General features: G+C 28.9%; 20 protein-coding genes. 18 read left to right on the top strand and 2 right to left on the bottom strand.

Annotated features, from left to right (window positions below; genetic code table 11):
- Positions 1-2: 2 nt before the first annotated feature.
- The 9 genes from pheA to AVBRAN9334_RS01205 are packed head-to-tail and all read left to right on the top strand — an operon-like array spanning position 3 to position 9,136.
- Positions 3-1,067 carry a prephenate dehydratase gene (gene pheA, locus AVBRAN9334_RS01245; protein ID WP_336606871.1) on the top strand — a complete coding sequence of 355 codons (1,065 nt, stop codon included), beginning with the start codon at positions 3-5 and terminating at the stop codon, positions 1,065-1,067.
- The gene (gene fliF / locus AVBRAN9334_RS01240; RefSeq protein WP_336606807.1) at positions 1,064-2,752 is read left to right on the top strand and encodes a flagellar basal-body MS-ring/collar protein FliF; all 1,689 of its coding nucleotides are present in this window, start codon (positions 1,064-1,066) and stop codon (positions 2,750-2,752) included. Before pheA ends, fliF begins: the two co-directional genes overlap by 4 nt.
- Positions 2,752-3,780: a flagellar motor switch protein FliG gene (fliG, locus tag AVBRAN9334_RS01235; RefSeq protein ID WP_336606806.1), complete on the top strand. Its 1,029-nt coding sequence runs from the start codon at positions 2,752-2,754 to the stop codon at positions 3,778-3,780. The genes fliF and fliG overlap by 1 nt, the downstream gene beginning before the upstream one ends.
- On the top strand, positions 3,780-4,562 hold the full coding sequence (locus AVBRAN9334_RS01230) for a FliH/SctL family protein (RefSeq protein ID WP_336606805.1): 783 nt from the start codon (positions 3,780-3,782) through the stop codon (positions 4,560-4,562). The genes fliG and AVBRAN9334_RS01230 overlap by 1 nt, the downstream gene beginning before the upstream one ends.
- Positions 4,552-6,357, top strand: coding sequence for a 1-deoxy-D-xylulose-5-phosphate synthase (gene dxs / locus AVBRAN9334_RS01225; protein WP_214115796.1), 1,806 nt, complete (start codon positions 4,552-4,554; stop codon positions 6,355-6,357). Before AVBRAN9334_RS01230 ends, dxs begins: the two co-directional genes overlap by 11 nt.
- On the top strand, positions 6,354-6,863 hold the full coding sequence (locus AVBRAN9334_RS01220; RefSeq protein ID WP_336606804.1) for a phosphorylase family protein: 510 nt from the start codon (positions 6,354-6,356) through the stop codon (positions 6,861-6,863). The genes dxs and AVBRAN9334_RS01220 overlap by 4 nt, the downstream gene beginning before the upstream one ends.
- Positions 6,860-7,924 (top strand): 23S rRNA (adenine(2503)-C(2))-methyltransferase RlmN, encoded by a 1,065-nt coding sequence (gene rlmN, locus AVBRAN9334_RS01215; RefSeq protein WP_214115794.1) that lies wholly within the window; start codon positions 6,860-6,862, stop codon positions 7,922-7,924. Before AVBRAN9334_RS01220 ends, rlmN begins: the two co-directional genes overlap by 4 nt.
- Complete coding sequence (locus AVBRAN9334_RS01210; RefSeq protein WP_267525300.1) at positions 7,905-8,762, top strand: helix-turn-helix transcriptional regulator; 858 nt, start codon at positions 7,905-7,907, stop codon at positions 8,760-8,762. The genes rlmN and AVBRAN9334_RS01210 overlap by 20 nt, the downstream gene beginning before the upstream one ends.
- Entirely contained in the window at positions 8,762-9,136 is a 375-nt protein-coding gene (locus AVBRAN9334_RS01205) for a hypothetical protein (RefSeq protein WP_336606803.1), read from the top strand. Before AVBRAN9334_RS01210 ends, AVBRAN9334_RS01205 begins: the two co-directional genes overlap by 1 nt.
- 4 nt (positions 9,137-9,140) lie before the next feature.
- Here the strand turns inward: AVBRAN9334_RS01205 and AVBRAN9334_RS01200 are convergent, their stop codons facing one another.
- Complete coding sequence (locus tag AVBRAN9334_RS01200) at positions 9,141-9,911, bottom strand: DUF5718 family protein (protein ID WP_336606802.1); 771 nt, start codon at positions 9,909-9,911, stop codon at positions 9,141-9,143.
- Between the two features lie 95 nt (positions 9,912-10,006).
- On the opposite strand from AVBRAN9334_RS01200, the gene AVBRAN9334_RS01195 reads away from it, so the two are divergent.
- Positions 10,007-14,149, top strand: coding sequence for a hypothetical protein (locus AVBRAN9334_RS01195; RefSeq protein ID WP_336606801.1), 4,143 nt, complete (start codon positions 10,007-10,009; stop codon positions 14,147-14,149).
- Between the two features lie 32 nt (positions 14,150-14,181).
- Here AVBRAN9334_RS01195 and AVBRAN9334_RS01190 read toward each other — a convergent pair whose 3' ends face one another.
- Positions 14,182-15,261 carry an Mrp/NBP35 family ATP-binding protein gene (locus AVBRAN9334_RS01190; RefSeq protein WP_336606800.1) on the bottom strand — a complete coding sequence of 360 codons (1,080 nt, stop codon included), beginning with the start codon at positions 15,259-15,261 and terminating at the stop codon, positions 14,182-14,184.
- A 53-nt stretch (positions 15,262-15,314) separates the two neighbouring features.
- Between AVBRAN9334_RS01190 and AVBRAN9334_RS01185 the strand changes: the two genes are divergently transcribed.
- Genes AVBRAN9334_RS01185 through ychF form a run of 8 tightly spaced genes read left to right on the top strand, consistent with a single transcriptional unit; the run spans position 15,315 to position 21,163 of the window.
- Positions 15,315-16,220 (top strand): lipoprotein N-acyltransferase Lnb domain-containing protein, encoded by a 906-nt coding sequence (locus tag AVBRAN9334_RS01185; RefSeq protein WP_336606799.1) that lies wholly within the window; start codon positions 15,315-15,317, stop codon positions 16,218-16,220.
- An 8-nt stretch (positions 16,221-16,228) separates the two neighbouring features.
- Entirely contained in the window at positions 16,229-16,666 is a 438-nt protein-coding gene (gene smpB, locus AVBRAN9334_RS01180; protein ID WP_214115787.1) for an SsrA-binding protein SmpB, read from the top strand.
- Positions 16,667-16,698: 32 nt separating this feature from the next.
- Positions 16,699-17,139, top strand: coding sequence for an RpiB/LacA/LacB family sugar-phosphate isomerase (locus AVBRAN9334_RS01175; RefSeq protein ID WP_336606870.1), 441 nt, complete (start codon positions 16,699-16,701; stop codon positions 17,137-17,139).
- Positions 17,140-17,472: a hypothetical protein gene (locus AVBRAN9334_RS01170; protein WP_336606798.1), complete on the top strand. Its 333-nt coding sequence runs from the start codon at positions 17,140-17,142 to the stop codon at positions 17,470-17,472.
- Positions 17,473-17,480: 8 nt separating this feature from the next.
- Positions 17,481-18,014, top strand: a complete 534-nt coding sequence (gene apt / locus AVBRAN9334_RS01165) for an adenine phosphoribosyltransferase (RefSeq protein WP_336606797.1) — start codon at positions 17,481-17,483, stop codon at positions 18,012-18,014.
- A gap of 2 nt (positions 18,015-18,016) precedes the next feature.
- The gene (locus tag AVBRAN9334_RS01160) at positions 18,017-18,667 is read left to right on the top strand and encodes a DedA family protein (protein WP_336606796.1); all 651 of its coding nucleotides are present in this window, start codon (positions 18,017-18,019) and stop codon (positions 18,665-18,667) included.
- Complete coding sequence (locus AVBRAN9334_RS01155; protein WP_214115784.1) at positions 18,651-20,063, top strand: leucyl aminopeptidase; 1,413 nt, start codon at positions 18,651-18,653, stop codon at positions 20,061-20,063. The genes AVBRAN9334_RS01160 and AVBRAN9334_RS01155 overlap by 17 nt, the downstream gene beginning before the upstream one ends.
- On the top strand, positions 20,060-21,163 hold the full coding sequence (ychF, locus tag AVBRAN9334_RS01150; RefSeq protein ID WP_336606795.1) for a redox-regulated ATPase YchF: 1,104 nt from the start codon (positions 20,060-20,062) through the stop codon (positions 21,161-21,163). The genes AVBRAN9334_RS01155 and ychF overlap by 4 nt, the downstream gene beginning before the upstream one ends.
- The last annotated feature ends 406 nt before the right edge of the window (positions 21,164-21,569 follow it).

Raw genomic sequence — 21,569 nt, 5'->3', positions numbered from 1 at the left:
ATATTATGAATTTAGAAGAAATTAGACAAAATATAAATAAAATTGATGATGAAATAATTAAATTATTAAATCAAAGAATGGAATTTGTAAAGCAAGTTGGTATTTTAAAGCATAATGAAGGTAGTCCAATTTATCGTCCTGTAAGAGAAAATGAGATAATAAATAGACTAAGCGAAAATAGCAAAGGCTTATTAGAAAAAGACGCAATTAAAGCAATTTATCAAGAGATTTTTGCAATTTCAAGAAATCTTGAATTACCACAAAGAGTTGCGTTTTTAGGTCCAATTGGCACTTATACTCATCAAGCAGCAAGATTGTGGTTTGGAGCGCTTAGTGAATATATTGAGATTGCTACTATTGAAGATGTTTTTGTTAGTTTAAATAACGATGAAGTATCTTATGCAGTAGTTCCTATAGAAAACAATACAGAAGGTGGGGTTGGAGCTACTCTTGATTGTCTTGCAAAATACGATGATATTTTGATTTTTGCTGAAAATTATTTAGATATTCATCATTCATTCGCAAGCACAACTGATGATATAAGAGATATTAAAGTGATTTTTTCTCATCCACAAGGCTATAATCAGTGTAAAAAATTCTTAGAAGCTCATAATATTTTAGATGTTGAGTTTGTCCCTACTAAAAGCACAGCCGCTGCTGCAAAATTAGCAAAAGATACGCCAAACTCAGCTGCAATTTGCTCAAAAATTGCAGCAAAACTAAGCGATTTGCCTTTAATGTTTGAATGTATTGAAGATAATAAGGCAAATAAAACTAGATTTTTAGTGCTTAGCAAACATTCTTGCGAAAAATCAAGCAATTCTAAAACATCAATTCTAGCAAATACAGCACATAAAGCAGGTGCTTTAGTTGATTTGCTTAATGAGTTTAAAGAAGCAAATATCAATTTAACTAAAATTGAATCAAGACCTTTAAAGAAAAAAGAATTTGAATATAGTTTTTTTATTGATTTTGACGGACATATTGATGATTTGAATGTGCAAAAAATCTTAAAAAATAAAACAAATATAAAATGGCTTGGCTCATATTTAAAGAATGATAAATGATTAAGCAATTTTTACAAGGAATAGGCAAGTTCTATTCAGGTTTAGAAAAAAAACAAAAACTAACTATATTAGCAGCCATTATTGCAACCGTTGCTTTTATAGTTTTTTTACTTGTATATAATTCTGGTAATAATAAAAACTACTCTGGTTATTCTGTTTTATTTGATGAATTAGATACTAAAAATTCAGCTGCAGTTGTATCAATATTAGAAAAAAATCAAATAAATTATATTTTAAAAGATGAAAGCACCATTTTAGTTCCAAGTGCTGATGTTTATAAGCAGCGTTTAGAAGTGGCAAGTGCTGGAATTTTAAAGGATAATAAAGTAGGTTTTGAGATTTTTGATAAACAAGAATTTGGAGCTACTGATGAAGAGCAAAAAATCAAGTTTAAAAGAGCTTTAGAAGGTGAATTATCAAGAACTATTGAGAGCTTAAATCCTATTAATAAAGCTGCAGTTCATATTGCTTTTGGTAAAGAATCTTTATTTGTAAAAGAAAAAGAGCCGCCAACAGCTTCAGTAGTTTTAAATATTAAAATGGGTATGAAATTAGGTCAAAAACAAGTTTTAGGGATTAAAAATCTTGTTGCTTCATCTGTTGCTAGTTTAAGTGTTGAAAATGTTAAGATAATTGACCAAAATGGGGTTAATTTAGGCGCTGATGAAGTAGGGCTTGATGTAGATGAATTAAACGCACAAATAAATTATAAAAAAGAATATGAAAATTCATTAGAGCAAAAGATTATAAATGTTTTAGCACCTGTTCTTGGTGGTTGGGATAGAGTTGTTGCTAGAGTTAATGCTGATTTTAATTTTGATAAGGCAAATAGTCAAAGTGAAGTATTTGACCCAAATTCAGTCGCTAGAAGTGAGCAAAGTTTAGAAGAGAAAAAAGAAGGCAAAAAAGGCAAAGAAGTAGGCGGAGTGCCAGGAGCAATATCAAATATTGGACCAGTTCAAGGCATTGAAGATGGAGAAAATAAAGAAAGTTATAGCAAAAATCAAAGCACAATTAATTATGAAATATCTAAAAAAATTACAACTATCAAAGGTCAATTTGCAACCTTAAATAGAATTAGTGCAGCAGTAGTAGTAGATGGAAAATACGAAATTGATGAAAATGGCGAAGTAAAATATGTAGCAATTAGCGATGATGAGCTTAAAAAATTACAAGGTTTAGTAAAAAACGCAATAGGATTTAATGATACTAGAGGAGATAGCGTTAGTGTTGATAATATTAGATTTAATAATATTAAAGCTCCAGTTCCACCATCAATTAAAATTACTAATTTCTTAGAAAGTTATATAATGCCGTTTATTCCACCTGCAAAATATATTTTTGCTATGGTGTTAATGTTTATATTTTATAAAAAGGTTATATCTCCGTTTATCAAGAAAATGCTTGAGGATAAGGTATTTACACCTGAAGAATTAGAAGAAATTAGGCGTGAAGAAGGTGCTGATGATGAAGAAGATGCGATAGAAAAATATCAACAAGCTAAAAAAAGAGTTGAAGAACAACTTGGAATTGACGCTGGATTTAGTGAAGATGAATTACAATATGATATTTTACTTGAAAAATTAAAAACTATTAGCACAGAAAAAAGTGATGAGGTTGCTATGCTATTTACTAGCTTACTTAAAAACGACAATGAATTTAATCAATCTCAAAAGGAAATGTAATGGCAAATTTAACTAACGAGCAAAAAGCCTTATATAATGATTTAAGTATCTTAGAAAAAATTGCAATATTTTTAATCCAAATGGGAGAAGAGCCAAGCACATTGATATTTTCTAATCTTGATATTGCTATGGTTTCAGAAATTACAAAATATATAGCTAGTGCAAGAAGCGTTGATAGAGCAGTAGCTACTGCTGTATTAGAAGAATTTCACGCTTTACTTAAATCAAATCAGTATATTAAAAATGGTGGTTTGGAATTTGCTAAAGAGATTTTATATAATACTTATGGGATTGAAGAAGCTGAAAAAATCTTATCAAAATTAGCAAAAACTTTAGATGGAAATCAAGCATTTTCTTACCTTAGCAATATTAAACCTCAACAATTAGCTGACTTTATCGTAAATGAATATCCACAAACAATAGCTTTAATTATTGCACATATGGAGCCTACTAAAGCGGCTGAGACTTTAGAGTTTTTTGAAGATAATTTAAGAAGTGAAGTAATTCATAGAATTGCTACTTTAGGTGATATTAGCCCAAGTATTATTAAAAGAGTTTCAACCGTTTTAGAGAGTAAATTACAATCTCTTACATCTTATAAAGTTGAAGTTGGTGGGACTAGAGCAGTTGCTGAAGTGCTTAATCGTCTAGGTCAAAAATCAAGTAAATCAACTATTGCATATTTAGAGCAAACTGATGAAAAACTTGCAACTACTATTAAAGATATGATGTTTACTTTTGATGATATTACTAAATTAGGCACAACAGCAATTAGAGAGATATTAAAAGTTGCTGATAAAAAAGATTTAATGATAGCTTTAAAAGGAAGCACGGAAGATTTAAAAGGTATGTTTTTATCTAATATGAGCCAAAGAGCAGCGGAGAGTTTTAATGAAGAAATGGGATTTTTAGGTGCTGTTAGGGTAAAAGATGTAGAAGAAGCACAAAGAAAAATCGTTGAAGTTGTTCAAAAGCTTAATGAAAGCGGAGTAATACAATTAGGCGAAAGTGATGAGATGATAGAATGATGAAAACTATTATTGATAATAAAGCCAAAGAGCATCATATTCAAAATTATAAATTTAAAATTCTAAGCTCATTTGACACTGATACAAGTGAAGAGCAGCTTAGTGAAGTTGTTGAAACTCCACAAGAAATAAAAGAAGAGCCTGTAATAATTAAAGAAATTACTCCGCCACCACCACCGCCACCAAATCCAATCAATGAAGAAATGCTTAAAAAAATGGAAACTTTAAGCGATAATGTAGTAAAACTTCAAATGAAACTTGAAAAACAAGAAGAAGAATTTGAAAAAAGACTTTTAAATGAGATTGAAATAGCTAAAAAAAACGCTTATGAAGAAGGTTTAAACGCAGGTAAATCTCAAAACGAAGATAAAATAAACGAGCTTAGTATAAATGTATCAAATAGTATTAAAAAGCTTGAAAATAAATGCCAAGAATTAAGTAATTTTTGTGAAAAAACAAAAAGCGATTTAAACGAAGCTGCTTATTTAATAGCTAAAGAAGTAGTAAATAAAGAGCTAGAAACAAGTTCAGCAAAAATTGCTCTAGCTTATGCAAATACGATAATGCAAGGAATTGATAAAAGCATTAAGATTAAAATCAGCGTAAATCCTAAGGATTTTGATTATTTAAATAAAGAATTAAGTTCAAATAGGATTGAAATCTTAGCTGATGATGCTATTAATAAGGGTTGTTTGATTATTAATTCAGATACATTAAATACTCAAATTAACTTAAAAGAAAGATTAGCACAAGCAAGGAGTATGATATTAGATGAAGCGTAAAATTGAAAATATCAAAAGCCTTAATGAAAACGAATTAAAAGAATTATGTAGTGATATAAGAGCTACAATCATTGAGCAAGTTAGCAAAAACGGCGGTCATTTATCGTCTAATTTAGGCGTGGTTGAACTAAGCGTTGTTCTTCATCATTTATTTGATATAAAGGAAAATCCTTTAATTTTTGATGTATCTCATCAATGCTACGCACATAAAATATTAACAAATAGGAATTTAGAAAATCTAAGACAATTTAATGGAATTAGTGGTTATACCGAGCCAAATGAGAGCGAGTATGATTTTTTTATAGCAGGGCATTCATCTACTTCAATATCTCTTGCAACGGGGGTTGCAAAGGCTTTTAGTCTTAATAAAAAAGATGCAATTCCAATTGCTATTATTGGTGATGGGGCGATGGGCTGTGGATTAGCTTATGAAGCTTTAAATGAATTAGGAGATAGAAAATATCCAAGTATTATTATCTTAAATGATAATAAAATGAGTATTAGTAAGCCTATTGGTGCAGTTTCAAGATTTTTATCAAAAAGTTTATCAAGTCCAATTTATCAAAAATTTAAAAAAGGCGTTGAAGCAATGCTTGAATACTTGCCTGAAGGTGCTAGATATACTGCAAAAAGATTTGAAGATGGATTTAAATTAATCACTCCTGCTGGAATGTTTTTTGAAGAATTAGGGCTTGAATATATTGGCCCAATTGATGGGCATAATATTGCTGATTTAATAACTGCATTAAATCTAGCAAAAAGTCTTAAAAAGCCTGTATTATTGCATATTCAAACAATTAAAGGCTATGGTTATGAGTATTCTTTAAATGATGAGGGTAGTTGGCACGGAGTTGGAGCTTTTGATATAAAAACAGGTAAGAGTTTAAGTAGTTCAAAAAAACCTAGTGCAACGGCAATTTTTAGTGATATTTTAGATGAACTAGCAAGTAAAAATGAAAAAATAGTAGGTCTTAGTGCAGCTATGCCAAGTGGCACTGGAATTGATAAATTAATAGCAAAATATCCTAATAGATTTTATGATGTAGGAATAGCAGAAGCTCACGCAGTAACTTCAATGGCTGCTATGAGTAAATGTGGTTTTATGCCTGTAGTAGCTATTTATTCAACTTTTTTGCAAAGAGCTTATGATAGTTTAATTCACGATTGTGCAATACTTAATCTTAATATGGTTTTTGCACTTGATCGTGCAGGGATTGTAGGAAATGATGGCAAAACTCATCAAGGAGCTTTTGATATTTCATATATATCTTGCATACCTAATTTTAAAATTTGTGCTCCAACGAATGCTAAAAGTTTTAAATTATTGCTTGAATACGCTACAAGTAAAGTTGGGCTAATTGCTATTCGCTATCCAAGGGGAAGTTTTGCCTTAGATGAGAGCTATGAGCCAAGCTTAAAAACTCATTTTATTAAAAATGTAAATTCTAATATAAGCTTTTTAGGTTTTGGAGAAGGCGTTGCAAAAGCTTTAGCAGTTAGTGAAGAAATAAATGCAAATGTAATTGATTTAGTATTTGCTAAACCACTTGATAAAGAGTTTTTATTAAATCTTGCTAAGAGTTCAAAAGAATGGCATATTTTTAGCGAAAGTGCAAAAATAGGCGGATTAAATTCTATAATTTCTAGCTTTTTAAAAGAATATGATTTAGACATTAAATTAATATCTTATGAATACGAAGATGAGTTTATAACTCACGGAAATACAAATGAAGTTATGCAAAGCTTAGGGCTTGATGCAAAAAGTATTATAAATAAAATTAAAGGCAATAAATGATAGTTAGTGCAGGAATAAGTGAGATTTATGATTACGCAGAGCCTATTGGATTAGGCAGTAATTGTTCTATAAAACTTAGCGAATTAATACTTAAAAAGCAGCCAAAAAGATTGATTTTCATAGGTTCAATGGGGCTTTATACTAAAGAAATTGAGCTTTTTAGCGTAAATGAGTTTAAAAGTGCTGTAAATATTGAATTAGCTATGTTAGATGATTTAGTTTATACCCCTATGAAAATGGATGAAATTCCTGTTTTAAATTCTTCTAATTATATTTGTAAAAATTATGAATACGCTAAGAAAATGAATGAAAAATACGGGATATTAGGCGAAAATATGGAGTGTTTTAGTTTTTTTGCGACTGCTAATTATTATAAAATCCCAGCTAGTGCAATTTTAGTAGCGACTAATTATTGTGATGAATTCGCACACGAAGAATATATAAAAAACATAGCAAAAGCTAATGAAATATTAGAAAATTACTTAGAAAACAAAGGACTTTTATGAAAGAATTATTAGATTTTTTACCAGAAGAATATAACCTTAGTCCAAAATATCTAAATAATGAATTAGCAAAATTTGTATATCAAAAATATATAAATGATTTTAGCGAAGCTACAAGTTTATCAAAAGCTCTAAGAGAGCAATTAAAAAATGAATTTAACATTATGCCACTTAGCTTAAAAATAGCTCAAACAAGCATTGATGGGAGTATTAAATTCTTATTTTCCTTGCACGATAATCACACAATAGAAAGCGTTTTGCTACCTATGAAAAAAGAAAGAATAGAAAATGGTGTGAAAAAAAGTGCAAAATACACTATTTGTATAAGTAGCCAAGTAGGTTGCAAAAGTGGTTGTGCCTTTTGTTTAACGGGTAAAAGTGGGCTTATTAGAAATCTTAGCACAGCTGAAATAGTAGCTCAAGTATTATTTATCAAAAAATACGCAAAAATCCCTTATGAGCAAGGTATTAATATAGTTTTTATGGGTATGGGAGAGCCACTTGATAATTTAAAAGCAGTTAGCAAGGCTATTAAAATCTTTTCTCATAACGATACTCTAGCAATATCTCCACGCCGTCAAACAATCTCAACAAGCGGTCTTGCAAAGCAAATTGAAGAATTAGGCAAGATGAATTTAGGTGTATTACTTGCAATTTCGCTTCACGCTGTAAATGATACTTTAAGAGATGAATTAATGCCTATTAATAAGGCTTATAATATTGAAAGCGTTTTAAATGCGGTAAGGAATTTCCCAATAGATGCTAGAAAAAGAGTGTTATTTGAATATTTATGTTTAGGTGGGATTAATGATGATTTAAGCCACGCAAAGGCTTTAGTAAAATTACTACACGGAATAAAAGCTAAGATAAATTTAATTTATTTTAACCCACACGAAGGCAGTATCTATAAACGCCCAAGTGAAGAAAAAGTAATTGCTTTTAGAGATTATTTACAAGCACACGGACAAAACGCTACCATTAGACAAAGCAAAGGGCTTGATATTAGTGCAGCGTGCGGGCAATTAAGAAATAACGAGGATGAAAATGCAAAAACCATCATATAGAATAGCTCAAATATTAGTAAGACTTTATAATGAAGAGATATTAAATAAGCACGATTTAGCTGAAGAATTTGGAGTAAATGCTAAGACTATTCAGCGTGATATTAATGAAAGATTATCAAAATTACCAATAATTGCTAGAAGAAATGGGGATTATAGTTTAGATAAAGCTTATATTAAAAGCAATCACGAAGAGATTAGAAAACTTATAAAAATATTTGATATTACTATGCTTCCAACAAGGCTTAGCGATGAGTTTTTAAACAATCTTTTTACTCAAAAAGAACTACCAATTACTAATATTAAAAATAACGAAATTGATGATATTAGTAGTGTTTATGAGAGCTTAACTAATGCGATTTTAAATAAGGTAAAAATTAAAATAACTTATAATGCAAAAGAAAGAACTCTAATGCCTTATAAATTAGTAAATCATCAAGATATTTGGTATTTATTAGCTTGTGAAGAAGCTGAACTTAAAAGCTTTACTTTATATAAAATCAAAAATTTATTAATCACACAAGAAGAATTTATCCCAAATGAAAGCACACAAGAGCTGATTAACAATAATTCAAGTAGTTTTATATCAAATAATATTACAAATGTTATTTTAGAATTAGATTGTGTTGCTAAAGAATATTTTTTAAAAAGAGCAATATTAAAAAATCAAAGAATAATCTCAAGCCATTTAGACAAAATCATAATAGAAACAGAAACAAGTTATGAAGATGAGATTATTAGGCTAGTTTTTAAATGGATTCCACATATTAAAATTCTTGAGCCAAAAAGCTTAGCAAATGAGTGCAAGGCTAGAATTAAAGAATATTTAAAGAATATTTAATGCAAAAGCAAAAGATATTTGAAATAATTTGTAATGAGTGTAAAGAAAAGCAAATTAGCATAGTAAATATTGAAGGATTTAGCATAATAAATGAAGAGATTTTTTGTCTAAAAAGCTCAAATAAGATTTCTTATAATGATTTAAGATATATTGATTTTGCTTATATTTTATTAGAAATTAACACTAAAAATAGTTTAATAAATGCTTTTAGTATAGCTGCAAAATTAGTAAGCGATGATTATGAAGAACATAAAGAATTATTAAAAAAATGCTTTTTGCTCTTAGATGATACAATGCATTTTAAAGACCTTGAAAAATGTTTAATAATGTTGCAATTAAAAGAAAGTTACGATAAGTTAGAAGATAAATTCTAGTAGATTATTTACTAGAATTATTGTTTTTTACTATTTGATGAAGACAAGAGCCATCTTTAACATTTATAAATTCATCATTTTTAGAAATAGCTACAAAGATTTCATCATTATTTTTTAAATAGTGTTTTTCTCCAAAAGGAGTATAAGATAAAGCACCTAAACATATCAATAAATTTGCAGGCTTACTAGCTATTAAAGGTCTTATATCTTCAAGGGTTGCTATGTCTATTTGATTATTTATAGTATCAATTAGCCAAGTGATTAATGTATTTGAATAATAAAAATAATTTTTTATATAATCTTCGTTTGCGTATTTTATTATCTCATTATCTCTTTTTAAATAGCAGTGGATTTTATAATCATTTAATTCATCAAGATTATTTAAAGGAACTAAATTCCCAATACCTTTACTAGCAGTTGAGAAGTTCTTTTTAGAAGATATTTTATTTTCATTTACTCTTTTACTAGCGTCATTAAACGCTGCATAAAATTGTGGTTTTAAATCACTTAGTTTATCATTTTCATAAAAAGCTTTAAAAATTACACATAATTCAGGTTCAATTTGAACAAAATCTCCATCTAAAATAAGCTCATTTTCACTAATACAAAATCTCTTTAAATATTCTTTATCACTATCTTTAGAGTAGAATGGAAACACACCTTTAGGTGCAAAATCACTTGTGTGTAATTCAGTAAAATCTTTAGCTTCGTTAGCTTGATTTAAATGATTAGGGACATTTCCTATTACACCTAAGCATAAATAGTCTTTAAACATTATTTTTCCTTAAATTGAAATATTTTTATAATTTATAGCATTAATTGATAAGTTTTATGTAAAATAAATATACTTTTTTTATTTTAGGAGAAAATATGAAAAAAACGATATTTCTATCCCTATGTGCGATAAGTGTATTGCACGGAAGTATGGTAACAACAGAAAATAAAATTAAAGGTATTTTTATTGGAAATGTTGATAATGCGTATGGTGCTGCACATACTAAACTTGAATTAATACAAGACTTTTATAATTATGGTCGTGATAATGCAATCATTGGTTGTCTTCACGGAAGACCTGGTAGTGATGCTTGGGCTTATTATGATTGCGCTTCTTTAATGCAAGTTTATAGTTATAAAGATGGTAGCGGAAATCCTGAAGCAGATAATGCAAATTATAGAGATAATGTATGGTGTATAGCTCAAGGTAGTAATGATTTAGGAACAAATAAAATTCCAACTGCTAGTGAGTTTATTGCAAATATTAATAAAGCTAATCTTGATGAAAAAGATGAACCTAATAAACCTAAAGTATTATATGTTTCAAAAGATAAGGTAAGTCCACATGTTCCATACAATACTAGTGTATATAATTATAGTTTAGGAAATTATCAAGAATCATATAAAGATTTTGGCGTAAATACTACAGGTAGGCTATTGGTAATTGCTAAAAGTGATGAGAGTAAACAATTTAGTTTTTATCTAAGCGATAATATTAATCTTGGCTCTTTTCCTAATGATTTTAAAAACTTCGTAAATCAAAATCTAGGCATACAAAATGGACAAATGATACCAGGAACAGGCTCAAAACGCTCTCATATGTATCAAAGTTGGGCTCTTTTAGCTCAAAGAACAATATCAGGTGGCAAAGATAGAGGTGCTTGGTGTAATCAGATTTATCATTGGGATAATCGTAATTTTAAAAATGGTAAAGGTTGTGGTTCTAGTGATTGGAATAGTTTAAGCGCTCATGGAAAATATGTTAGATTTTTCCATTCTTTATGGGGTTTAGGTTATCAATTTAGAGCTTCTACTGCTAGTGACCATGTTTACGATATGAAAACAGGTGCGGCTCAATATGGTGGAATAAAAAATGAATATGGTCAAGTAGTTCCTTTTGGAATTAGTGGAGACCTTTATGGTTCTGCAGAATTTAGAGGGGATGATTGGCATGTTAGACATTATCCAGAAGGCTATAAAAGAGATTTGTATTACCAAACTTATAATTTAAGAAAAATAACTGAAGCAATTACTTTAAAAAATATAAGTTTATACGGAACTAATGAGTTTAATAATAAAGATAATGTGTTTCCTTTTTTTAATAAGAATTTAGACCAAGGTAGCAATAATTCTAATGCTTTTGGTAATGATAATAAGATAGGAAAATGTTATTTTATTAATTTACAATATTATGGAAGTAAAAATCAAAATGGTTATGCAAAGTTTGAAGCTATGCAATCTAGCAAATTATTATGGAATAAACCAGCTAATGAGTTTTTGCAAAACTATATAAGTAGTTTAGATGGTAAATATGCAATCGCTAATTACTCAATAGATAGAAGTAATATTTATACTAGAGCAACTTCTGGTGAAAAGCATATATTTACTTTAAATACTAGACCTACAAGTTTTAGATATGCTGATGCGAAAAAATACGGAAATTCTCCAGTAAATACTGCTATTAATGCTCAATATAATTTATATTTTTATCCTGACGCTGATGGAGCTAAAACTACTGAAATTGATAAAAATTTAGTTCCTAGAAAAGCAAAAGTTGAAAATTTACCAAGTAGCTTTAATGAAAAAGAATTTTATGTTGTAACAGAGCTTAAATACGGAGTAAATAATAACGCTCAATTATCATTTACATACGAAGGCGTTGATTTAGACCCTAATAGATTAGGCTTTGAAAATAAACAAGAATGCGATGTAAGTAGTGGTAAAAACTGCTCTAATATGAAATTTAAATTTAAAGATTTCAAATACAAAACTTATAAATTAAGCAAAACTGATGGTGGCTTTAGAGTAATTAGTGAAGATAGCGAAAGGAATGGCTATTTTGCAAGTGATTACACAACTGATGTTATGGCATTAAGAGTTGATGATGGGCTATTAGATGCAATTAAATATAAATCTGGTGAATCAATCTTATTAGAACTTACACTTGATAGAGGTTTTTATGCTGATGATAGACCATTTTTTGAAACCAATTCAACTACTATCATTAATGCTAAATCATCAGGTAAGTTTTATGTAATTATTAGTGATATTAATTTTAATGCTAGTAATGTAGATTTTGGTTCTATTTGGAACAAACAAGACCCTGATAAAATGCCTGTATTAAACAGCACTAGCACAGGCTTTAACACTACGACTGCAAATACGAGAATAGCTGGAAAACCTGTTTATTTAGGTATTCAAAGCGCAAAATCATCAAATAAATTAAATAATATTGATAATTTTGTAACTTTTGATGTAATAGACGCAAATACTAATACAATAATTAAATCAGCAAATCTTACTTATTATGACAATGGAACAAGTAAAGTTAATATTAGTCACGAAAATGATTATTTAGTAGGCAATCCAATATTTACTCAAACAGGATTTAGTGGTGCTTATCCGTTTTATGATGGCGTTGTTAGAATTGATGATTTAAAAGTAGGTAGATATAAAGTATGCTATACAATATATTCTAAATCTCAAGTTCAAGAAGAAATCAATAAAAACAATAACAATAAAGACGCTAAAAGCCTAATTGAAGTGCCTGTTAAAGCTAGAAATTGCACTAATGATTTTAGTTTAAGACCTGCTTTAGTTGAATACACCACAAGCACTACATTTACAGCTGGAGAAAATGCTCTTGCGGGTGGAAAAGTAGCAGTATTTAATGCAGGATTAAAAGATGCTGATGATAAGCTAATAGTAACAAATGAAGAATTTGCTTTAACAAAAACTACTTTAAGTGTAAAAGATAGTCAAGGTAAAAATTATGATTTTAGTTTAAATGCAACTAATAAAAATACTATATCTGATAGCAATGAAGTTGCGTTTGTAAAAGACAATAATAATACCTATAAAATCAATGACGCAGTTGTAAATTTCCCATTATCAACTGATGCAAAACTTAAATTATACGAAGGTAAATTCACAAAACCAGATAGTATTAAAGGTTTATGTAATGCAAATGCTATCAATAATAAAGTAGATGAATATGGAAAAGTAGGTTGTTTAATTGATAGTAAAAGTGCTATAGATATTAACTTTAATAGTACTAAAGAGTATGTTTTAAGAACTCCTATAATAAACAACGCCTTTACAGATGAAAAAACATTCTTTAAGAGTGAAGTAGGCGATAATAATAGCTTAAAGATTTATTATGTATTTAATAATTTAGGTGCTAAGGATACAAATAGCTTAAATTATGTATATCATAAATTTAGCAAAGACCATAATCTTGAGTATGAATTAAATTTTGATAATACTGATAAACAAGCTAAAGATAGATATTTAGTAAATATTGATGAAAATTATACGGATAAAAGCTTTAATACGACAATTAATGGTGCAAATCAAATTCTAGTAGATAGAGTTATCATTACAAAAGATAAGTTAAATAAAGATTTTGATAAAAAATTAGAAGATTTATATAACAATACAAAAACAAATAACATTAATGCTGTTATAGCTGGATTTGCTGCACCAAAAGATAAAATATCTGTAGATTTAGAATTAGCTTACACTAAATACAAAAAAACTCCAGATAATAAAACAATAGATACTAATGCAAGTTTAGCTAAGCCAAGTGTTGCTGAGTTTTCATTATTAAAATCATCAAAAGTTTCTTTAGATGGAGCTAGCACTAATTTAGCTAATGAATACTCATTTATCTTTACTAATGTTACTTATAAAGATAATAAAGTAACAAATACTGACAAAATTACTTTAAATCCTACAACAGATTTAGAGCTTTATTATTTAAATAAGAAAAACGAAAGAACAAAAATACCTTTAAAGAGTTCTTTATATGATAAAGACGCTAGTGCTATTATTAATGAATTATCATTTAATGCTGAATATGGTTCAAGCTTTTTTAAAAATCCAAAAACAGGCGAAGTAACTATCACGCTAACACCTGATAATGCTAAAAAGCAATACATTAAAGAAGTAATTAATCTTAATAATACAAGTGATTTACATGGTGGTAAGTTCAGTTTAGAATTTACAAATGCTAAGTAATTTTAAGAAGGGTTTAAAAACCCTTCTTTTTATTAATGACAAGCTGGAGTGTTTGTCGTTGGTTGAATACTAGAATTATCAGCTTTAGTAGTGTTTAAAAACTCAATTAATTTAAATGCAGCTTCTTCATATCTTTTTGCTACTATTGAATTTGGCTCACACATAGAAATAGGCTTACCACTATCTCCACCCGTTCTAATTGATAAATCAATAGGAATACAAGCTAAAATAGAGCAATCATATTCATGAGCTAAATTAAGCGCTCCACCTTTACCAAAAATCTCATGCTCAACATCGCAATTAGGACAAATAAAACCACTCATATTCTCAATTACACCAGCTACAGGTATATTTAATTTATTAAACATATCTAAAGCTCTTTTACTATCATCAAGGCTTACTGCTTGTGGGGTGCTAACGCAAACTCCCGCACTAACAGGCACGCTTTGAGCTAGAGTAATTTGTGCATCACCTGTTCCTGGAGGCATATCAAGTAATAATACATCAAGCTCACTCCATAACACATCGCATAAAAGCTGCTCAATTGCTTTCATAACCATAGAGCCTCTCCACATTAATCCTTGTCCTTCTTCAATTAAAATTCCCATACTCATAAACTCAATTCCATAAGCTTTAACAGGACGGATTTTATTGCCTACTACTACAGGTTTTTCGTTTTCAGCACCAAGCATTCTTGGCATATTAGGACCATATATATCAGCATCTAGCACTCCTACTTTTTTACCAAGTTTTGCAAGTGATAATGCTAGATTTAGAGTAGTTGTGCTTTTGCCAACTCCGCCTTTTCCACTACTAATCATTACAAAATGCTTAATTTGTGGAGCTAGATTTTTGATTTTTGGTCTTTTTACTTCTGGTTCTTCTAATTTTGGTTGAATGATTTTAAGCTCAAGTTTATAATGATTATTTCTAGCTATTGCTTCACATTCATTTCTAATAGCGTTTGCTATTTCTACACTTGCAGCTGGAATTTCAATATCCATTAGGATAATATCTCCTGCTAATTCGCACCTTTTTACAAAACCAAAACTTACAATATCCTTTTGAAAATTAGGATATTTGACATTTTTGAATAGTTCAATTATTTCCATTTTTTTCTCCTTTTTTTTACCTTTTATGCTAACAAAAAAAGTAAAATAATAAGATGAAATTTGTATTTTTATTAATTATTAGTATTTTTTTAAGAGCAAGTGATATTAGTGTTTGTTATGTAAGTGATAGCTACAAGCGACTTGATACTATGTTTGGGCATATATTTTTAGCTTATAATAATAGAGCAGCTAGTTTTAATCTAAATAGTAATTTAAATATTAAAGATAATTTATCAGCACTTTTTGGAGTAGAAGGCATTATGCAAATTTTGCCTAAGGATAAATTAATTAAGTTTTATGAAGATGATGAAAGACAAGTAAAATGCTATCCGCTTAATTTAGATGATAGCCAAGAAGCCAATCTATCAGCTTTATTTTACGAAGATGAGATTTATGATACTTATACATTTTTGCATAAAAATTGCTCATCAGCTTTAAGTATGTATGCCAAAAACTATGGTGTTAATCTTAAATCAAGCCTAATTCCAATTCGTTTTGTATCACTTAATACTGATTATAAAAAGAACTTTCATAAAGTAGGATTATTTTATGAATATGATAAAAAAAATAGCCTTGATTTTGAGATAAGTATTCTTAGTCTAAATGATAAATTATCTCATAGTTTAAATATATTAAACTTTAATAAAAATTATATAAGCCCTATAAAAATTAGCGAATACGAAAAGATTAGCTATGAATTTGAATTAGGAATTAGATATAAAAAGGCTAGGGTATTTGCTAATTTTTTCTTAGGGTATTATTATGAAGGTTTTTTTATAGGGGCTAATAATTACGGCTTAAATATAGGTTATTTAAAGGATTTTGATAATTTTGGTATAAAAATTAGTGCTGATAAAAAACATATAAATCTTAATACTTATTTTGATTATAAAAATTATCGTTTAAGTTTAATTGCTAATCAAAATTACGCTAAAATCGGTCTTATACACTCATTTTAAGGATAATAATGAAAAGCGTTGCAGAGAATAAAAAAGCAAGATTTGAATATAGCATAATTGATACTTATGAATGTGGTTTTGCCTTATTAGGTAGCGAAGTTGTAGCTGTAAGACACGGCAAAATCAATTTAAAAGATTCTTTTGTAAGGATAATCAAAGGTGAAGCTTGGCTACTTGATAGCCACATAGGTCATATGAATACGGCGAATAAATACTTCACTCACGAAGATAGAAGAGCTAGGAAATTATTGCTTCATCGTGCAGAAATTGATAAATTAATAGGTAAAATCAGCACAGATGGATTTACTTTAGTAATACTAAATTGTTATTTTAAGCGTGGGATTTTGAAAGGAACTCTAGCTTTAGCAAAAGGAAAAAATCTTCACGACAAGCGTCAAGCAATCAAAGAAAGAGATTTAAAACGAGAAGCAAGAGCGTATTATTAATTAACTCTTAAATATTAAACTAAAATTATTTTATATTAAGGAAAAATATGAGAATTTATTTTGCAAACGACCACGCAGCAACTAAGTTAAAGTTTAGTTTGATTGAATACTTTAGTAAAGAATACGAATGTATAAATCTTGGTTGTGATAGTGATGATAGTGTGGATTATCCTGATTATGCTAATAAATTAGCAAATGAGCTTAAAAACGATACAAATGCAATAGGTGTTATTATTTGCGGAAGTGGTATAGGAATTAGCATAGCGGCAAATCGTCATAAGCATATTCGTGCAGCACTTTGTCATTGCGAAGATTATGCAAGATTAGCAAGAGAACATAATGATGCTAATGTTATATCTTTAGGCGCTAGATTTGTTGATTTTGAACTTGCAAAAAATTTAATCATAACCTTTATAAATACTCCATTTCTTGGTGGAAGACACGAAAATAGAGTAAAAAAATTAGGGCAATAAATGTTATTTATTTGGATAGTTATTACTGCTTTAGTTTGTATATGTATTTATTTTTTAGTGATGACTTATTATTATAAATCATTGCTTAATAAAGAAAGAGCCTCAAAAGAGTTTTTAAAAACTAATTTTGATGATACAGAAGTAGTTATGAGAAAGCTACAAACACAACTTCAACGCTCTTTAGGAAATATAGATGTATTAAATGAAGAATTAGATAAGGTAAAAAGTGAATTAACAAGCCTTAGGACAAGAAATTCTCAATATCGCTTAGAAAATAATAAATTAAACACAAAAATCAAAGAATTAGAAGCAAAAATTGAAAGCTTATTATAAGGATTAATATGAATATAGAAAAATTATTAAATGAGAAGATAAAAAGATATCCAAACTACCCAAAAGAAGGAATTGTATTTGCAGATATTACCACACTTTTAGCAGATAAAGAAGGTTGGCAAGTTTTAATAAATCACTTAAAAGATAAATATAAAGATGAAGAATTTGATTTTTTAGTAGGAGCTGAAAGTCGTGGCTTTATTTTTGCTGCTGCATTAGGAGCTATTTTAAATATCCCTTTTGTTCCAATTAGAAAGAAAAACAAACTCCCAGGAGAGCTATTAAGTATTGAATATGATTTAGAATACGGCAAAGATAAAATAGAGATGAAAAAGGACGCATTTTTAGGCAAAAAAGATGTAAAAGTTCTTTTTATGGATGATTTATTAGCAACGGGTGGCACTAGCATTGCTTGTATGAAATTATTAAAATTAGCAGGTGCTAAAGAGATTAAGAGTTGTTTTTTAATAGATATAAATATCGGTGGATATAAAGCTTTAAAAGAGTATTGTGATGATATTTATTGTATTTTAAAGGATTAGCAATGGATATGATAATTGATTTTATAAATTCCTTTTTTGCTGACCCTGAAGGGGTTTTAACTTCTTTATTTAGAGATAAAATCGTAATTGCTAGTATTATTATATTTTTATGGTGCACACTAGAAGGTGAAACTGCATTAATACTAGCAGGACTTGCAGCTCACGGAGAGCATATTCATATAGGACTTATCACATTTATAGCAGGTTGTGGGGGATTTTTGGGAGATCAGATATATTTTTATATAGGAAGATACTCAAAAAGCTATATTAGAAAAAAACTAAAAGCTCAAAGGCGAAAATTTGCAGTAGCACAGATTTTACTTCAAAAATATGGCTGGCCTATAATATTTATTCAACGCTATATGTATGGCTTTAGAACCGTTATTCCTATGAGCATAGGACTTACTAATTATAGTGCTAAAAAATTTGGAATAATTAATTTTATTTCAGCTCAAGTATGGGCTGCTATTACTATTTTTATAGTATATATTTTCGGAGAACAAATTTGGGCTATTATTAATTGGGCAAAAGAGCATTGGTATTTAGCAGCTATTTTAGTAATAGGATTTTTATGCCTAATTTTATATGCTTTTAAAAGTTTAGAAAATAAATTATTAAATAAGAAAGGTAAAAAAAATGAAAGTAGTATTTAATGAAAAAAATACTGATTTTAAAGTTTGTTTGATACAAAACAAAGATTTAAGTAGATTTGATGATAAAGAATTTTTTGAAATAAATGATTATAAAGGAGTTGGAGCGATTTGCAACCTAGCTAAAAGAACGCTTTATGTTGGCTTAAATGATGAATTAACTTATGCTAGTTTTATAGCTAGTTTAGGTAGTGCGATTAAGAGCATTAAGAACTTAAATATAAAAAGCATTAGCCTTGAATTTATTAATCTTGGTTGTGAGTTTTATAGTGCTTATGCTCATATTTATGCTGTTATTTCATCTTTATATGAGTTTAACAAATATCATAAAGAGCCTAAGAATTCTAAAATAGAATTAATAAGCCTTGAAACACAACAAAACGATGATATTCAACAAGGCGTTGAACTAGGTAAAGTATTAGCAAATGCTTGTGAAGATGTAAAAAATATAGTAAATGAAATTCCAAGCACTTATAATCAACTTAGTTTTGAAAAAGACGCTTTAAAATTAGCTAAAGAATTTGATTTAGAATGCAATGTTTATAGCGATGATTATTTACAAAAAGAAGGAATGAACGCATTTTTAGCAGTAAATCGTGCAAGTAGTTATCCTGCAAAATTAATCCACTTAGCTTACAAACCACAAAACGCTATTAAAAAAATAGTTTATGTAGGAAAAGGACTTGTATACGATACAGGTGGGCTAAGTCTTAAACCAGCTGATTATATGCTAACTATGAAAGCTGATAAGAGTGGTGCGGCTGCTGTTTTAGGTATTTTAAAAGCAGCTAGTATGTTAAAACTACCTTATGAAATACATGGAATTATAGGTGCAGCACAAAACTGCATAAGCGAAAAATCATATATGCCTGATGATGTATTGATTTCAAGAGAAGGTGTAAGTATAGAAGTAAGAAATACTGATGCTGAAGGAAGATTGGTTTTAGCAGATTGCTTGAGTTTTGCTCAAGATTTAAAGCCTGATTTATTAATAGATTTAGCTACTTTAACAGGTGCTTGTGTGGTTGGGCTTAGCGAATATACAAGTGGTATTATGGGATATAATGAAGACTTACAAAACGAGTTTTATAACAATTCAAAAAGAAGTGGCGAATACACTTGCGTTTTACACTTTAACCCACACATTAAAGAGCTTATCAAAAGCAAAATAGCTGATGTTAGCAATACAGGTAGCTCAAGATATGGTGGGGCAATTAGTGCAGGAATGTTCTTAGGCGAGTTTATTAGAAAAGAATATAAAGACAAATGGCTGCATTTAGACATTGCTGGACCTGCTTATGTAGAAAAAGTGTGGGGCGAGAATGCTTATGGAGCAAGTGCAGCTGGAGTTAGAATGAATATTATAAATTTACTTAGAATGGCAAGGAGTGCAAAATGAGCCTTAGCGTAGGTATTGTTGGACTTCCTAATGTTGGTAAAAGCACGACTTTTAATGCTTTAACAAAGGCAGCAAACGCTCAAGCAGCAAATTATCCATTTTGCACCATTGAGCCAAATAAAGCTATCGTTGAAGTGCCTGATGAGAGGTTAAAAGTCTTAGCAAATATAGTAAATCCTGAAAGAATAATGCATTCAATGATAGAATTTGTAGATATTGCAGGTCTTGTAAAGGGTGCTAGCAAAGGCGAAGGTTTAGGGAATAAATTCTTAGCAAATATTCGTGAAACTGATTTGATTTTACATATAGTAAGATGTTTTGATGATGAAAATATCACTCATGTTGAAGGTGGGGTTGACCCATTAAGAGATATAGAAATCATAAATCTTGAATTAATCTTAGCTGATATTGAACAACTTAATAAAAAGATTGATAGACTTAGCAAAGAAGCAAGAGCAAATCTTAAAGGTGCTAAAGAATGCCTTGAATTAGCACAGGATTTATTAAAACACCTAGAAGATGGCAAATTAGCTAGTGAATATGCAAATCGTGATAGCGAAGCTTTTATAACTTTAAATAAAGAATTAAGATTGCTTAGTGCTAAAGAAGTAATTTATGGCGTTAATGTAAGCGAAGATGAATTATTAGATGATAATGATTATGTAAAAAAGGTGCGTGAATATGCAGCCAAATCAAATCATAGCGTTTTAAAATTATGTGCTAAGCTTGAAGAAGATTTGGTTGGAATGGACGAAGCTGAAGCTAATGAGTTTTTAAAAGAATTAGGCGTAAATGAAAGTGGTTTAGCAGCTATTATTAGGACAAGTTTTGCTAAGCTTAATTTGATTTCTTATTTTACTTGCGGGGTTAAAGAAGTTAGGTCTTGGACTATTCATAAAGGTTATAAAGCTCCTAAGGCTGCAAGTGTAATTCATAATGATTTTGAAAAAGGCTTTATCAAAGCTGAAGTAATTAGCTATGATGATTTCGTAAATTGTGGTGGCGAAGCAAAAGCTAAAGAAGCAGGTAAATTACGCTTAGAAGGTAAAGATTACGAAGTAATTGACGGCGATATAATGCACTTTAGATTTAATGTATAAACCTTATTAGCAAGGCTTAAAAGTCTTGCTAATCTTTTAAAAATCCTTTTTTATTTATAGAATTTAGAAAAGCTAAAAATCTTTATAAGCAAACTTAAAATACTCAAATAAAAAATTAAAAGACAAATTAAAAATCTTTATAAGTTAAAAATATTATTGATTGAAGACAAATCAAATAAAATTAAAAGTCTTGCTAATCTTTTAAAAATCTTTTTTATTTATAGAATTTAGAAAAGATAAAAATCTTTATAAGCAAACTTAAAATACTCAAATAAAACATTAAAATACAAGTTAAAAATCTTTATAAGTTAAAAATATTAAAAATATTATTGATTGAAGATAAATCAAATACAATTAAAAGTCTTGCTAATCTTTTAAAAATCCTTTTTTATTTATAGAATTTAGA

It is taken from the genome of Campylobacter sp. RM9334 (genome assembly GCF_020138145.1).
Classification (GTDB): domain Bacteria; phylum Campylobacterota; class Campylobacteria; order Campylobacterales; family Campylobacteraceae; genus Campylobacter_E.
The sequence above is the reverse complement of the archived record's forward strand: the minus strand, read 5'-3'. Positions and strand labels throughout refer to the sequence as shown.

Coding starts and splice junctions, on each gene's coding strand:
- AVBRAN9334_RS01190 (WP_336606800.1), bottom strand. CDS start 15,261: ATGGAAATAATTGAACTATTCAAAAATGTCAAATATCCTAATTTTCAA.
- apt (WP_336606797.1), top strand. CDS start 17,481: ATGAATATAGAAAAATTATTAAATGAGAAGATAAAAAGATATCCAAAC.
- fliG (WP_336606806.1), top strand. CDS start 2,752: ATGGCAAATTTAACTAACGAGCAAAAAGCCTTATATAATGATTTAAGT.
- AVBRAN9334_RS01160 (WP_336606796.1), top strand. CDS start 18,017: ATGGATATGATAATTGATTTTATAAATTCCTTTTTTGCTGACCCTGAA.
- AVBRAN9334_RS01205 (WP_336606803.1), top strand. CDS start 8,762: ATGCAAAAGCAAAAGATATTTGAAATAATTTGTAATGAGTGTAAAGAA.
- AVBRAN9334_RS01210 (WP_267525300.1), top strand. CDS start 7,905: ATGCAAAAACCATCATATAGAATAGCTCAAATATTAGTAAGACTTTAT.
- dxs (WP_214115796.1), top strand. CDS start 4,552: ATGAAGCGTAAAATTGAAAATATCAAAAGCCTTAATGAAAACGAATTA.
- AVBRAN9334_RS01230 (WP_336606805.1), top strand. CDS start 3,780: ATGAAAACTATTATTGATAATAAAGCCAAAGAGCATCATATTCAAAAT.
- AVBRAN9334_RS01195 (WP_336606801.1), top strand. CDS start 10,007: ATGAAAAAAACGATATTTCTATCCCTATGTGCGATAAGTGTATTGCAC.
- AVBRAN9334_RS01170 (WP_336606798.1), top strand. CDS start 17,140: ATGTTATTTATTTGGATAGTTATTACTGCTTTAGTTTGTATATGTATT.
- AVBRAN9334_RS01200 (WP_336606802.1), bottom strand. CDS start 9,911: ATGTTTAAAGACTATTTATGCTTAGGTGTAATAGGAAATGTCCCTAAT.
- AVBRAN9334_RS01220 (WP_336606804.1), top strand. CDS start 6,354: ATGATAGTTAGTGCAGGAATAAGTGAGATTTATGATTACGCAGAGCCT.
- AVBRAN9334_RS01185 (WP_336606799.1), top strand. CDS start 15,315: ATGAAATTTGTATTTTTATTAATTATTAGTATTTTTTTAAGAGCAAGT.
- rlmN (WP_214115794.1), top strand. CDS start 6,860: ATGAAAGAATTATTAGATTTTTTACCAGAAGAATATAACCTTAGTCCA.
- smpB (WP_214115787.1), top strand. CDS start 16,229: ATGAAAAGCGTTGCAGAGAATAAAAAAGCAAGATTTGAATATAGCATA.
- AVBRAN9334_RS01155 (WP_214115784.1), top strand. CDS start 18,651: ATGAAAGTAGTATTTAATGAAAAAAATACTGATTTTAAAGTTTGTTTG.
- ychF (WP_336606795.1), top strand. CDS start 20,060: ATGAGCCTTAGCGTAGGTATTGTTGGACTTCCTAATGTTGGTAAAAGC.
- fliF (WP_336606807.1), top strand. CDS start 1,064: ATGATTAAGCAATTTTTACAAGGAATAGGCAAGTTCTATTCAGGTTTA.